The sequence below is a fragment of the uncultured Gemmiger sp. genome (genome assembly GCA_944388105.1).
In the GTDB taxonomy this organism is placed as follows: Bacteria; Bacillota; Clostridia; order Oscillospirales; family Ruminococcaceae; genus Gemmiger.
Window position 1 is genome coordinate 1 of record CALXHN010000012.1, and the last position, 14248, is coordinate 14248.

The window sequence follows — 14248 nt, forward strand, 5'->3', positions numbered from 1 at the left end:
TACACCACCTACATCAAGTACGGCATCGGCCGCACCACCTACGACGCCGCCCAGGAGATCCGCAACGGCGAGATCACCCTGGACGAAGGCAAGGCCCTGTGCAAGAAGTTCGACGGCGAATACCCCGACCGCTTCGAGAAGGAGATCTTCAAGTATCTGTCCATCGACAAGAAGCACTTCCCCTGGGCCAGCCAGCTGTTTGAGCAGCCCCGCATGGACCGTGAGTACTTCATGCACCTGGCCGACCGCTTCCGCTCTCCCCATATCTGGAAGTATGAGAACGGCATCTGGAAGCTGCGCCACACCCCCTATGAGGGCGACAGCGAAGTGCTGTGGGGCGATCCCAAGGGCACCCATCACGAACAGTAACACAGGGAGCATACCATGGAAAAAGGGCATAAGAAAATCCGGCTCATCGCCCGGTTGGATGTGAAGGATGAAAACCTGGTCAAGGGCATCCAGCTGGAAGGTCTGCGCAAACTGGGCGACCCCAACGCCTTCGCCCGCCGGTATTATGAAGAGGGCATCGACGAGCTGCTGTATATTGATATCGTGGCCAGCCTGTACAACCGCAACAACCTGTCGGGCATCGTCCGCCGCACGGTGGATGAGGTGTATATCCCGGTGTGCGTGGGGGGAGGTCTGCGCAGTGTGGAGGACGTGCGCGCCATTCTGTCCATGGGCGCTGACAAGGTGGCGGTGAACACCGCCGCCGTCAAGCGCCCCGAACTCATCACCGAGATCGCCAAGGCCTTCGGCAGCCAGTGCATGGTGCTGTCCATCCAGGCCAAGCGCAGCCATTCCATGCCCAGCGGCTGGGAGGCCTACTATGACAACGGTCGGGCCCATTCCGGCTACGACGTGGTCGAGTGGGCCAAGCGGGGCCAGGAACTGGGGGCGGGGGAGATCCTGCTCACCAGCGTGGACTGCGAGGGCCTGCGGGACGGCATGGACCTGGACCTGATCCGTGCCGTGACCGGGGCGGTCACCGTGCCGGTCATCTGCGGCGGCGGTGTGGGCTGCGGGGACGACATTGTGGACGCCGCCGAAGCCGGCGCTGATGCGGTGGCCTGTGCCTCGGTGCTGCATTACGGCCAGGAGACTGTTCAGGAACTGAAAGAGGAGATCCGCGCAGGCGGGGTGGAGGTGCGCGCATGAAGGTGACCATCATTGATTACGGCCTGTCCAACCTGCTCAGCGTACAGCATGCCTTTGCCCATTTCGGGGCCGAGATCTGCCTGACCAACCGTCCGGAGGATGTGCTGGCGGCCCAGCTGCTGGTGCTGCCCGGTGTGGGTGCCTTCCGGGACGGCATGGCCGGCCTGGAACGTCTGGGCCTGATCGAACCCATCCGCCAGAAGGCAGGGGAGGGCACGCCGCTGCTGGGCATTTGTCTCGGTATGCAGATGCTGTTTGACGAATCGGAGGAGTTCGGGGTGCACAAGGGCCTGGGCCTGATCCCCGGCCGGGTGGTGCGCATCCCGGACAAAGACGCCGACGGCAATCCCCAGCGGGTGCCCCACATCAGCTGGCAGGGACTGATCCCCGCCGAGCACCGGGACCAGGAAACCGGTTTCGCCGGCACCGCCCTGGAAGGGGTAAAACCTGGCCAGGAGTGCTATTTTATTCATAGCTACGAAGCAAAACCCGCGGCACCGGAATACCGTCTGGCGGATACCGTCTACGGCGGACGGCGCATCTGCGCGGCCGCCATGTGCGGGTCGGTGCTGGGGGTCCAGTTCCATCCCGAAAAGTCCGGGCCGGTGGGACTGGAAATTCTGCGCGCTTTCGCCAAACTGCCGAAGGCGTGATCCGCCGGGTGGGCTTTACCGCAATTTTACGCAACAAAAATCCATAAACGCGGAAAAATCGGCGTTCTATCCATTCACAAACGGGCGGATTTGTTGTATAATCAGCTAGCAGTTAAAAAATTAACCGCTTGTGTGACAACGAACAGAAAGGGTGTCTCCGTTTGAAAAAACTGATCCTGGTCACAAGCCCTCCGGCTTGCGGCAAGACCTTTATCTCCCGCCAGCTGGCGGCCGCGCTCAAACATGTGGTGTATCTGGACAAAGACACCCTGATCCCGCTGTCCAAGCAGATCTTCGCGGTGGCGCATCAGCCCTATGACCGCAGCAGCATCTTCTTTGAAAAGTATATCCGGGATCTGGAGTATCAGGTCACCCTGGATCTGGCCATGGAGGCCCTGCTCTACGACGATATCGTGCTGATCAACGCCCCCTTCACCCAGGAGATCCGGGATAACGAATATATTGCGAACCTGCGCAAGGAACTGGCCAAGAAAGAGGCCGAACTGGTGGTCATCTGGGTGGATACCAAACCCGAAGTCTGCCACCAGCGGATGATCGACCGTGCCAGCGACCGGGATATCTGGAAGCTGAACCACTGGGATGAGTACATCCTGGGCGTCAACTTTGAGCCTCCCACGAACCTCAAGCTGGAAGAGCAGCCCGATTCCCTGCTGATCTTCCACAACTCTTCGGAGGAAGAGTTCCAGCAGTCCATGACCGAGATCGTGGCCCAGCTGGAAGCGTCGGTCAAAAAAGGCCGCCGCCCCCGCACGCCCCGCCGGCTGTAACGGCGCGGCACAACCGCAGAATTCCTGCTTTTTCCGGCAGCCCGCCGGTCCCTGTGACCGGGCGGGCTGCCGTTTTTCTTTTTTGGGCAGAAAAAGCGCTGCGCCGCCCAATCCCACCCGGTCGGGGCATTGCTTTTTGGAAGAGGAACCACTATAATGTATCTTGTACAAATGTGCAATTCTGCCGCATGCAAGGGGGAAGACCATGTCCAAGGATCTGCTGGTGGGTTCTACCGGTTTTGTGGGGGGCAATCTGATGGCCGCACACACCTTCGCCGCCGTCTGCCATTCCACCGATATCGCCGCCCAATACGGCACCGCACCCGACCTGTGCGTCTACGCCGGGGTGCCGGCTGCCATGTTCCTGGCCAATGCCGACCCGGAGGCCGACCTGGCCGTGATGGCCGCTGCCCGGGACAATCTGCGCAAAATCGCACCCAACAAGCTGGTGCTCATCTCTTCCATCGCCGTCTATGCGGACAGCCGGGGCAAGGATGAATCCGATGCCCCCGATTCGGCGGACCTGCCCGCCTATGGCCGCAACCGCCTGCAGCTGGAACACTGGGTGCGGGAGGATTTCCCCGACGCCCTCATTGTCCGCCTGCCCGCTTTGTACGGCAAGGGGCTGCGGAAGAACTTCCTCTTTGACCTGCACACCATCACCCCCGCCATGCTCCGCCCGGAAAAATACGGGGAACTGGCGGAAAGCAGCGAACTGGTCAGGAACAGCTACGCCCTGGCGGACAACGGCTTTTACAAGCTGGTTCCGGGGGCAGACGCCGCGGCTCTGCGGACCTTCTTTGCCGCCAACGACTTCAATGCCCTGGCCTTCACCGATTCCCGCAGCCGCTACCAGTTCTACAACCTGGGCCGTCTGTGGCAGGACATCGGCAAGGCCCTGGATGCCGGCCTGACCCTGCTCAACCTGACCACCCCGCCGGTGAGTGCCGCGGACGTGTATACCGCCGTCACCGGCCGCAGCTGGTGCAATACGCTGAACAAACCGCCTTTTGATTACGACCTGCGCAGCCGTCATGCCGACCTGCTGGGCGGCCGGGACGGCTACCTCTGCACCGAGGCGGAGGAGCTGGCCGATATCTGTGCCTTCATGAAAAACTGGAACTGAAAGGGGCTCACCATGCCTTCCATTCAACTGGCCGTCAGCAACATCGCCTGGAACAAGGCCGATGACGAATTGATCTACACCGCCATGAAGAACGCGGGATTCACCGGGCTGGAACTGGCCCCCACCCGCATCTTCCCGGAACAGCCCTACGACAACCTGAGCTCCGCCGCCCTCTTCGGCGGCTACCTGCACAACCGGTGGGGCTTTGCGGTACCCAGCATGCAGAGCATCTGGTACGGGCAGACCGGCAATATCTTTGACGATGCCCAGGCGGAAACCCTGCTTGCCTACACCGAGGAAGCCTACAACTTCGCCCATGTGCTCAACTGCCCCAGTCTGGTCTTCGGCTGCCCCAAAAACCGCATGCTGCCCGAAGGCGCCGACCCCGCCAAGGCGGACGCCTTCTTCGACAAGGCAGGCCGGCTGGCGGCCCGATACGGGGTGCGGCTGGCCATCGAGGCCAACACCACCCGGTACACCAACTTCCTGAACCGCACCGCCGACGCCTTTGCCCTGGTCAAGAGGCTGGACAACCCCGGTCTGGCCGTGAACCTGGACCTGTCCACCGTCATTGAGAACGGGGAGCGGCTGCGGGATTTCATCCCCGACCTGAACTGGATCAGCCATGTGCACATCAGCGAGCCCGGGCTGGAACCCATCCAGCCCCGCCCGGAGCACAAGGAACTGGCCATGATGCTCAAGGCGGTGGGGTATCACGGGTTCGTCTCCATCGAGATGCGCAACCCCGGCAGCACCGATGGGGTGCTGCGCGCCATTGACTATATCGCGGAGGTGTTTGCATGAATCGCCAGCCTTTTGACGTGGCCTATACCATCACCGAATTCGCCCCCCGCAGCAGCGACTACTGCCTGCTGATCCCGGTCATCAACGAAGGGGCCCGCATCCTCACCGAGCTGGGCCGCGCCCAGAAAGCCGGGGTGGACAAGATGGCCGACATCATCCTGTGTGACGGCGGCTCCACCGACGGCAGCATGAAACCGGACACCCTGCAGCTCTACGGCGTGAACACCCTGCTGGTCAAGACCAGTGCCGGCCGCCAGGGCGCCCAGCTGCGCATGGGCCTGCACTTTGCCCTGGCGCGGGGCTACAAGGGCTTTCTGACCATCGACGGCAACAACAAGGACTCCATCGAGGACGTGCCCCGCTTTATCGAAAAGCTGAAGGAAGGCTACGACCTGGTCCAGGGCAGCCGCTTCATCAAGGGCGGCAAAGCCGTCAACACCCCGCCTGCCCGGTTCCTGGCCGTGCGGCTCATCCATGCCCCCATCATCAGCGCGGCGGCGGGGCAGTGGTTCACCGACACCACCAACGCTTACCGGGCGTACAGCCGGGAATATCTGACCCACCCCGGCGTCCAGCCCCTGCGCCCCATCTTCATGGGCTATGAGCTGCTGGCCTACCTGAGCATCCGGGCCACCCGCCTGGGCCTCAAGGCCTGCGAGGTCCCCGTGACCCGGGCCTACCCCGCCAGCGGCCGCACCCCCACCAAGATCAGCGGCTTCAAGGGCAACAGCGACCTGCTCAAGGTGCTGCTGGCTGCCGCCACGGGCAAATACGACCCGAAGTAAACACTTCATAATATACGTTTTGTATATTATTTGGGAAGGAATCCGCCATGAACTACGACAAGATTATCCTGGGCGCGGGGCTGTACGGCCTGTACGCGGCCCGGAAATGCGGCGCCGCCGGCCAGCGGGTGCTGGTGCTGGAGCGGGACCCGGCCCCTTTCATGCGGGCCACCTACATCAACCAGGCCCGGGTGCACATGGGGTACCACTATCCCCGCAGCTACTCCACCGCCATCAAGAGCGCCCATTATTTTCAGCGTTTCTGCCAGGACTACGGCTTCTGCCTGCACACCAGGTTCGACCAGGTCTACGCCACCAGCGCCCATTTCTCCTGGACCGATGCGGCAGCCTTCCGGCGGTTCTGCGCCGCGGCGGGCATCCGCTGTGACGACGTGCCCCCCACCCGGTATTTCAACCCCGGGCTGTGCGACGGCGCCTTCCTCACCACCGAGTACACCTACGACGCCCAGGTGCTGAAAAAATGGTTCCTGGAACAGCTGGCCAAGCTGCCCAACGTGACCATCCTGTACAGCCACAAGCCGGACTCCATCAAGGAGCACGGGGATGTGTGGCAGGTGACGGCGGGGGACGTGCGGGCAGAAGCCCCCTTCCTGCTCAACGCCACCTATGCGGGCGTCAACGATGTGCATGCCATGCTGGGGCTGCCGCCCTTCCAGATCAAGTACGAAAAGTGCGAGATGATTCTGTGCGAGGTGGCCGAGCCTTTGAAAAACGTGGGCATCACCGTCATGGACGGACCCTTCTTCAGCCTGATGCCCTTCGGCCAGACCGGGCTGCACAGCCTGACCAGCGTGACCTTCACCCCCCACGAGACCAGCTATGATCCGGTGGCCACCTTCCCCTGCCAGCAGCGCAGCGAAGGCAACTGCGCCCCCGGCAACCTGTACAACTGCAACGAATGTCCGGCCAAACCGGAATCCGCCTGGCCGTACATGAGCCAGCTGGCCCGCAAATACCTGAAAGAGGAGTACGGCTTCACCTACAAGACCAGCCTGTTCAGCATGAAGCCCATCCTGAAAGCCAGCGAGATCGACGATTCCCGCCCCACGGTGGTGCGGGTGATGCACAAGGCACCCACCATGATCAGCGTGCTTTCAGGCAAGATCAACACCGTCTACGATTTGGATGAGGTATTGGACGTATGAACCAGGAATCTCTGAGCGAAAAGCTCAACAAAGAAAAAAATTTCATCTCGGCGGTGGTGTATCTGCGGGGGGACGCCGACCGCACCCTCCGGTTTTTCAAGACCCTGACCGCCCAACTGGAAGCCCACTTTGCCCAGTATGAACTGGTGGCAGTGGATGATGCCGCCGACCCGACGGTGGTCAAGACGCTGCGGGAATGGGCCGCCGACCTGCCCAAACCCCTGACCATCCTGCACATGAGCCTGCATCAGGGGCTGGAACCGGCCATGAACGCCGGTCTGGACGCCGCCATCGGCGACTATGTCTATGAGTTCGACTCCACCGAGATGCCCTACGACGCCTCCCTGATCTTCCAGGCCTACCGCACCGCCCAGCAGGGCAGCGATATCGTCTCGGTCTGCCCCAAGCAGACCCGGGGCGGCAGCGGGCTGTTCTACCGCATCTTCAACGCCAACTCCCACAGCGCCTACCGCCTGCGCACCGACGCCTTCCGTCTGGTCACCCGGCGGGCCATCAACCGGGTACACGCTTCCAGCGCCCACCTGCCTTACCGCAAGGCGGCCTATGCGGCGTCGGGCCTGCGAATGACCGACCTGGAATTTGACGGCCGCCTTACCGACAAGCCCGCCGGCCGGTTCGCCCTGGCCGCCGACAGTCTGGCCCTGTACACCGACGCCGGGTTCCGCCTGAGTGCGGGCATCGCCCTGGCCATGATGGTGCTGGCCCTGGCCGAACTGGCCTATACCTTTATCATCTTCTGCACCGGCCATCCCATCGAGGGCTGGACCACCACCATGTTCGTGCTGACCCTGGGCTTTGCCGGGGTGTTCGCGGTGCTCACCATCATCATCAAGTATCTGTCCCTGCTGGTGGACCTGACCTTCAAACAGCAGAAATACCTGATCGAGAGCATCGAAAAGATCCAGAAGTAAAACCGCCGCGCTGTCTGCGCCCCGAAAGGACCCCTCATGTCGTTTCCCCGCCTGAAAAACCGAATCGATCTGTCCCGCCGCGCCTTCTGGGTGTGGGTGGTTGGGCTGGTGGCGGTGCGTCTGGCACTCACCGCCTTCCAGCAGGCCTACACCTGGGTGGGCGGCGCCCCACTGGACGATGAACTCATGTTCCGGGCTGCCCAGTCCATCTCCGCCGGCCAGTGGCTGGGCGGGTATGATTACCTCACCCTGTCCAAGTCCATGTTCTTCCCGGTGTGGCTGGCCTTTCTGCACGCCCTGCACATCCCCTACCTGCTGGGGGGCGTGGGGCTGTGGTGCGCCGCGGGCCTCTTTGCAGCCTTTGCTTTCTCGCCTTTGTGGGAAAAACTGCCTGCGGGGCAGGGCAGGGCCGTGACCCTGGGCCTCTTTGCCGCCCTGGCGTACCTCCCCACCTCCTGGGCATCCTATACCCTGCGGGTCTACCGGGACAACATCTTCCCGGCGCTCTGCCTGCTGGCCTTCGCCGGATTTTCGGCGGCGGCGCTGCGGGTGCTGCGCACCGACCGCACCCCTCTGTGGCCCTGGCTGCTGGCGGGGGGCGCGGGTCTCACCGCCGGGTATCTCAACCGGGAGGACGCCGGCCTCTTCCTGCTTCCCTTCACCGTTCTGGCCACCCTGGGTATGCTGGGGGTGGCGGTGCGCCGCCGCCGGTGGACCCGGGCGCTGGTGCAGCTGCTGCCTTACGCCATGCTGGCGGGGGGCATCGGCATCTTCTGCGCCCTGAACCAGGCTTATTACGGGGTGTTCACCCTCTCCGATTTCTCCGGCGGTGCCTTTGCCGACGCCATGGGCGCCATGAGCCGGGTGGCCACCGACGCCGAGGACCCCATGCTCAGTGTGCCCGCCGACGCCCGACAGAAGCTGTATGCGGCGGTGCCGGAACTGGAGCCCCTTTCCTACTGGCTGGAGGAAGACCCCCAGATGATCAACGATTTCCGGGACCCCCAGCTGGAAGACTACCGCGCCGGCAGTTTTTACTGGGCGATCCGGAGGGCGGCCCAGTACGAGGGCATTTATGATACCGCCGCAGGCGCGGAAGCGTACTGGCAGACGGTGGCAGACAAGGTCAACGCCGCCTGCGAGGACGGCACCCTGCCCACCCGCAGCGGGCGGCGCAGCGGTACCACCCAGCCCATCCGGGCGGAATATGTGCTGCCCACCCTGAAAGAAAGTGTCCGCAGCCTGGGATGGGTGCTCACCTTCCAGGACTGCGCGGCCTACGAGACCCAGCGCTCCATCGGTACCCCGGAGGACTTTGCCCAGTGGTCCGGGTACCTGCACTGCGGGCTGAACGGCGCCGCCGAGGCAGGCAAGGACACCCCCTACTACAGCCCCAACCAGAAGCTGGTCTTCGGTCTGTTCGGCGCCCTGCGGCTGGTGTGGGCCTTTGCCCTGCCGGTGTGCTTTATCCTGGCGGTGCTTTTCTGGCTGCGGGCTCTGCCTGCCAGTGTGCGGGCTGCCCGGAAATGCTTCACCGCTCTGGTGCCTTGGACGCTGCAGACATTGCTTCTCTTCATGGCCGCCCTGCGCTGCGGCATGATCGCCTTTGTGGAGGTGTCCAGCTTCGGCATCGGCACATCCACCATGTATCTGGCAACGGTGCAGCCGCTGCTGGTCCTGTTCACGGCCCTGAGCTTTGTGTGGGCCGCCCAGCAAAGGAGGAACCCCCATGCCGCTGGATGATCTGGTAATTGTGGGCGGCGGTGCGGCCGGACTGATGGCCGCCGGGGCCGCCTGTGCCCGGGGGGCTTCGGTCACCGTGCTGGAGCACAACCCCAAAGGACCGGGGCAGAAACTGCTCATCACCGGCAAGGGCCGGTGCAACGTCACCAACGACTGCGACCCCCGGGAATTCCTGCGGTATGTGCGCCGCAATCCCCGTTTCCTGTATTCCTGCCTCTACGCCTTTCCGCCCTCGGCGGCCATGGAATTGTTCGAGTCCCTGGGCGTGCCCCTCAAGACCGAGCGGGGCCGCCGGGTCTTTCCCCAGAGCGACCGGGCCGCGGATGTGCTGGCCGCTCTGCGGCAGTACGCGGCGGACGCCCGGTTCGTGAAGGCGGACGCCCAGGACCTGATCCTGGAGGACGGCGTCTGCAAGGGCGTCATCGCCGGGGGCAAGGCCTACCGGGCCCGCCATCTGCTGCTGGCCACCGGCGGGGTGAGCTACCCCGTCACCGGCAGCGACGGCAGCGGCTACCGGCTGGCCGCCAAGGCGGGGCACACCATCGTTCCGCCCCAGCCCAGCCTGTGCAGCCTGGTCTCCCCGGACCCGGCCTGCCGCAAGCTCATGGGGCTGTCCCTGCGCAACGTCACCCTGACCCTGCTGCGGGACGGCAAGCCCCTGTTCACCGAACTGGGGGAGGCTCTGTTCACCCACTTCGGCCTGTCCGGGCCGCTGGTGCTCTCCGCCTCCACCTACATCGACGACATCCACGCCCACAAGTATGTGTGCGAGTTTGACCTCAAACCCGCCCTGGACGAAAAGCAGCTGTATGACCGCCTGACCCGGGACTTTGCGGCGTTGGGCGGGCGCAGTGCCCAGGGCGCCCTGGAAAAGCTGCTGCCCCATTCCATGCGCCCGGTGGCGGTGGAAAGGTGGGGCGTGGACCCGGCCACCCGGGCCGCCCAGATCACCCGGGAGCAGAAGATGGCCCTGGTGCAGCTGTGCAAGCACTGGGCCGTGCCGGTCACCGAGCTGGGGGACCTGGAACACGCGGTCATCACCGCCGGTGGTGTGGACGTGCGGGAGGTGGAACCCAGGACCATGGCCAGCAAACTCTGCCCGGGGCTGTATTTCGCCGGGGAGATCCTGGACGTGGATGCCCGCACCGGCGGGTACAATCTGCAGATCGCCTGGGCCACCGCCCGGGCTGCGGCGGCCGCTGTGACGGAAGCCGACCAATAAAAAGGAGCGTTTTCTCATGATCTCTGTTGCCATCGACGGCCCTTCCGGGGCCGGCAAGTCCAGCATGGCCCGCCGTCTGGCGGCTGACCTGGGCTACACCTATGTGGACACCGGCGCTATGTACCGGGCCATCGGTCTGTATGCCCGCCGTGCCGGCGTGGATACCAAGGACGCCGACGCTGTGGCCGCCCTGCTGCCCCAGGTCAGGCTGGACATCCGTCTGCAGGACGGCGCCCAGCACATCCTGCTCAACGGGGAGGACGTGACCGAGGCCGTCCGCGCCGAGGAGATCGGCATGGCGGCATCGGATGTGTCCGCCCATCCGGCGGTGCGGGCCTTCCTGCTGGACACCCAGCGGAATCTGGCCGCCAGCCGGGACGTGCTCATGGACGGCCGGGACATCGGCACCGTGGTGCTGCCCAACGCCACCGTCAAGATCTACCTCACCGCCAGCGCCGACGCCCGGGCCCGCCGCCGTCTGGCCGAGCTGCTGGAAAAGGGCAAACAGACCGATTACGCCACCGTCCTGGCCGACATCGAACAGCGGGACTACCAGGATACCCACCGCGCCGTGGCGCCCCTGCGTCAGGCGGAGGACGCCATCCTGGTGGATACCAGCGATATCGGCATCGAGGAGAGCTTTGCCCTGCTGAAAAAGACCATCCTCGGGCACATCTGAACCGCGTCTGTCTCATATGGATGTAAAAAATTAGGAAATGGTGAATTTATGCTTCTGTACTGGATCCTGCTGCCCATCGTGTGGGTGCTGATGCACATTGTCTATCGGGTGGAGGTCGTGGGCCGCAGCCTGATTCCCCGGGGCCGCCCCATCGTCATTGCCCCCAACCATATCTCAGATCTGGACCCGGTCTTCATCCTGGTGGTGGTGTTCCGGTTCCGACGCTTCCGCATCCTGGCCAAGCAGGAGCTTTTCCGCAATCCCTTCATCGGGTGGTTCCTGCGCTGCATGGGCGCCGTGCCCATCGACCGGGGCCATGGGGATATGGAGACCGTCAACAAGGTCACCGAGGACTGCAAAAAGGGCACCGGCGTGCTCATCTTCCCGGAAGGCACCCGCAGCAAGGACGGCAAGCTGGGCAAGCTGAAAAGCGGCGCCTTTGTCATTGCGGGGCAGGCCGGGGCGGATCTGGTGCCTTGCCGCATCATCTACGACACCCCGGACCACCGCATGCGTCTTTTCTGCCGCATGCGCATCTGCTTCGGGGAACCCATCCCTGCATCGGACCTGCGCATCACCGACCCGCGCCACCAGATCAAGGAACTGCGGGCCCTGCGCACCCGCCTGACCGACGACCTGGAGGAACTGTACCGCCAGAACAGCTTTGAGCCGGCGCCCCTGCCGGCCCCCGAACCCAACCCGGGCACCGAGCCCGGAACCTGAACACAGGAGAATCTGCCATGGAGATCATTCTGGCCAAGACCGCCGGTTTCTGCTTCGGTGTGAACCGGGCGGTGAAGCTGACCTATGAACTGCTGGACAAGGGCTGCAAGGTGGCCACCCTGGGACCGCTGATCCACAACCCCCAGGTGGTGGCCGATCTGGAAGCAAAAGGCGCCCTGACCTGCCCGGATGTGGACGCCGTACCCGACGGATATGAGGTGGTGATCCGCAGCCACGGGGTCCCCCGCAGCGTATATGAAAAAATTGGCACACGCGCCCTGGCGTTTCATGATGCCACCTGCCCGTTCGTATCAAAAATCCATAAAATTGCCGAAGAAGCGGGCAAAAACGGTGCGCTTTTGCTGGTGGCGGGGGATGCCTCCCACCCGGAAGTGCAGGGAATTGTAGGCCATACAAGCGGCGAGGTGCGGGTTTTTGCGAACCTGGACGAGCTGGAAGCCATGCGCGAAATTCTTGCGCAGCAAAAATCCATTTATGTGGTGGCCCAAACCACTTTTCGGGTCCAAAGTTGGGAAAGTTGCAAGGCTTTTCTAAAAAAGTGGTGTACAAATGCCAAAATATTTGATACAATATGTAATGCAACGTGGGCGAGGCAACAGGAGGCGGAGGACCTCAGCCAAAAATGCGATCATATGATCGTCATTGGTGGTCATCATTCCTCCAACACCCAGAAACTGTTGCAGGTCGCCGCTCGGCATACCGACGCCGTTACCATCGAGACAGCTGATGAACTCGACCGGGAATGGCTGCGGGGCGCCAGGGTGGTAGGCGTAACAGCAGGGGCTTCCACGCCTTCGTCTATAATTGAGGAGGTACTTAACTGTATGAGTGAAGAAATCCGTGACGACATGAGTTTTGCCGAGATGCTCGAGGCTTCTGAGGCGAAACCGCTGTTCGCAGGTAAGATCGTTAAAGCCAAGGTCATCAGCGTTAGCCCGACGGAGTGCGTTGTGGGCATCGACGGCTCCAAGCACACCGGCATCGTCAAGCTCAATGAGATGACGCATGATCCCAACGCCAAGATGGAAGACCTTGTTAAGGTGGACGACGAGCTGGATCTGGTGGTTGTCAAGACCAACGACCAGGAAGGCGTCGACACCCTTTCCCGTGTCCGCTTTGAAGCCCAGAAGGGCATGAAGGACGTTTCCGAAGCTGCCGAGAACGGCACCGTCATGGAAGGCGACGTCATGGAAGCCAACAAGGGCGGCGTTGTTGTCAACGTCAAGGGCGTGCGCGTCTTCGTGCCCCGTTCTCAGGCCACCATGCGCCGTGATGAGGACTACACCAAGCTGGTGGGTCAGCATGTGCGTCTGGTCATCACCGAGTGCGCCGGCCGCAAGATCGTCGGCAGCATCAACAAGGTGACTGCCGAAGAGAACAAGGCCAAGCGGGAAGAGTTCTGGCAGAACGTGGAAGTGGGCAAGCACTACACCGGCGTTGTCAAGAGCCTGACCTCCTACGGCGCCTTTGTGGACATCGGCGGCGTGGACGGCCTGTGCCACATCAGCGAGCTGAGCTGGTCCAACCTGAAGCATCCGTCTGAGGTCGTCAACGTTGGCGATACCATCGACGTGTATGTCAAGAGCTATGATCCCGAGAACCAGAAGGTTTCTCTGGGCTACAAGAAGGAAGAGGACAACCCCTGGGAGAAGCTGAAGAACGAGTATCCCATCGGCAGCGAGTTCACCGCTCCGGTTGTTTCCATCACCAAGTTCGGTGCCTTTGTGCGCATCCTGCCCGGTGTTGACGGCCTGGTCCACATCAGTGAGATCTCCAACGAGCGCGTCAACAAGGTCAGCGACGTGCTGAAGGTCGGCGACGAAGTGCGCGTCAAGCTCATCAACGTGGACTTTGACCGCAAGCGCATCAGCCTGTCCATGAAGGCCTGCGAGGGCGAAGTGGAAGCTGAAGGCTCCGACGCTGAATAATCTCTGAACGATCCCAATGGGAGGCCTGCCTGGTAACAGGCGGGCCTCTTTTTGGTTCACGGGTGTATCATGCAGAAACTCAAAGACCTCATTGTGAAATACTATGAACAGCTGTCTTACCTGTTCTTCGGCGGGTTGGCCACGCTGCTCAACTTTGTCATCCTCAATATTTTCCAGGCGGCTTTCGGGCTGGATTTCGCCGCCGGTGTGGGCAACGTCCTCAACAATGCCATCTGCATCCTTTTTGCCTACTGGACCAACCGCACCTTTGTCTTCCGCAGCAAAAGCCGCGGTGCCGCCGCCTGGCAGGAATTCACCAAGTTTGTGGGCTGCCGTATCTTTACCGCCGTGGTGGATCAGCTGATCATGTGGGGCGGTGTGAGCGTGCTGGGCCCCATGATCGCCTTTGTGTCTCCCCAGCTGTGGGCCAACATCGTCAAGCTGTTCTCCCAGGTTGTGGTGATCGTGTCCAACTATGTGTTTTCCAAGATCCTGATCTTCACCAAAAAAGCGCCGTGAT

The 14248-nt window shown here is 62.5% G+C and carries 14 protein-coding genes and 1 pseudogene; all 15 read left to right on the plus strand.

Annotation, left to right across the window (positions count from 1 at the left end; genetic code table 11):
* A pseudogene (locus Q0K17_RS02600) lies at positions 1-369 on the plus strand (N-acetyl sugar amidotransferase); the annotation flags it as partial.
* Between the two features lie 15 nt (positions 370-384).
* Positions 385-1158, plus strand: a complete 774-nt coding sequence (locus Q0K17_RS02605; protein ID WP_294539597.1) for an imidazole glycerol phosphate synthase subunit HisF — start codon at positions 385-387, stop codon at positions 1156-1158.
* Positions 1155-1811: an imidazole glycerol phosphate synthase subunit HisH gene (hisH, locus tag Q0K17_RS02610; protein WP_294539600.1), complete on the plus strand. Its 657-nt coding sequence runs from the start codon at positions 1155-1157 to the stop codon at positions 1809-1811. The genes Q0K17_RS02605 and hisH overlap by 4 nt, the downstream gene beginning before the upstream one ends.
* Before the next feature lie 161 nt (positions 1812-1972).
* Positions 1973-2599, plus strand: coding sequence for an AAA family ATPase (locus Q0K17_RS02615; RefSeq protein ID WP_294539603.1), 627 nt, complete (start codon positions 1973-1975; stop codon positions 2597-2599).
* 205 nt (positions 2600-2804) lie between these two features.
* Positions 2805-3725, plus strand: coding sequence for a sugar nucleotide-binding protein (locus tag Q0K17_RS02620; RefSeq protein ID WP_294539606.1), 921 nt, complete (start codon positions 2805-2807; stop codon positions 3723-3725).
* A 12-nt stretch (positions 3726-3737) separates the two neighbouring features.
* On the plus strand, positions 3738-4529 hold the full coding sequence (locus Q0K17_RS02625) for a sugar phosphate isomerase/epimerase family protein (RefSeq protein ID WP_294539609.1): 792 nt from the start codon (positions 3738-3740) through the stop codon (positions 4527-4529).
* Positions 4526-5314, plus strand: coding sequence for a glycosyltransferase family 2 protein (locus Q0K17_RS02630; RefSeq protein ID WP_294539612.1), 789 nt, complete (start codon positions 4526-4528; stop codon positions 5312-5314). The genes Q0K17_RS02625 and Q0K17_RS02630 overlap by 4 nt, the downstream gene beginning before the upstream one ends.
* Positions 5315-5361: 47 nt before the next feature.
* A complete protein-coding gene (locus tag Q0K17_RS02635) occupies positions 5362-6480 on the plus strand; it encodes an FAD-dependent oxidoreductase (protein WP_294539614.1) in 1119 nt (372 codons plus the stop codon).
* The gene (locus tag Q0K17_RS02640) at positions 6477-7412 is read left to right on the plus strand and encodes a glycosyltransferase (protein WP_294539617.1); all 936 of its coding nucleotides are present in this window, start codon (positions 6477-6479) and stop codon (positions 7410-7412) included. Before Q0K17_RS02635 ends, Q0K17_RS02640 begins: the two co-directional genes overlap by 4 nt.
* 36 nt (positions 7413-7448) lie before the next feature.
* The gene (locus Q0K17_RS02645) at positions 7449-9155 is read left to right on the plus strand and encodes a hypothetical protein (protein ID WP_294539620.1); all 1707 of its coding nucleotides are present in this window, start codon (positions 7449-7451) and stop codon (positions 9153-9155) included.
* Positions 9148-10377, plus strand: a complete 1230-nt coding sequence (locus Q0K17_RS02650; protein ID WP_294539705.1) for an NAD(P)/FAD-dependent oxidoreductase — start codon at positions 9148-9150, stop codon at positions 10375-10377. Before Q0K17_RS02645 ends, Q0K17_RS02650 begins: the two co-directional genes overlap by 8 nt.
* Positions 10378-10393: 16 nt before the next feature.
* A complete protein-coding gene (gene cmk / locus Q0K17_RS02655) occupies positions 10394-11056 on the plus strand; it encodes a (d)CMP kinase (protein WP_294539624.1) in 663 nt (220 codons plus the stop codon).
* Positions 11057-11104: 48 nt separating this feature from the next.
* Positions 11105-11779, plus strand: a complete 675-nt coding sequence (locus tag Q0K17_RS02660; RefSeq protein ID WP_294539627.1) for a lysophospholipid acyltransferase family protein — start codon at positions 11105-11107, stop codon at positions 11777-11779.
* 17 nt (positions 11780-11796) lie between these two features.
* Entirely contained in the window at positions 11797-13728 is a 1932-nt protein-coding gene (locus Q0K17_RS02665) for a bifunctional 4-hydroxy-3-methylbut-2-enyl diphosphate reductase/30S ribosomal protein S1 (RefSeq protein WP_294539630.1), read from the plus strand.
* A gap of 69 nt (positions 13729-13797) precedes the next feature.
* On the plus strand, positions 13798-14247 hold the full coding sequence (locus tag Q0K17_RS02670; RefSeq protein ID WP_294539633.1) for a GtrA family protein: 450 nt from the start codon (positions 13798-13800) through the stop codon (positions 14245-14247).
* The last annotated feature ends 1 nt before the right edge of the window (position 14248 follow it).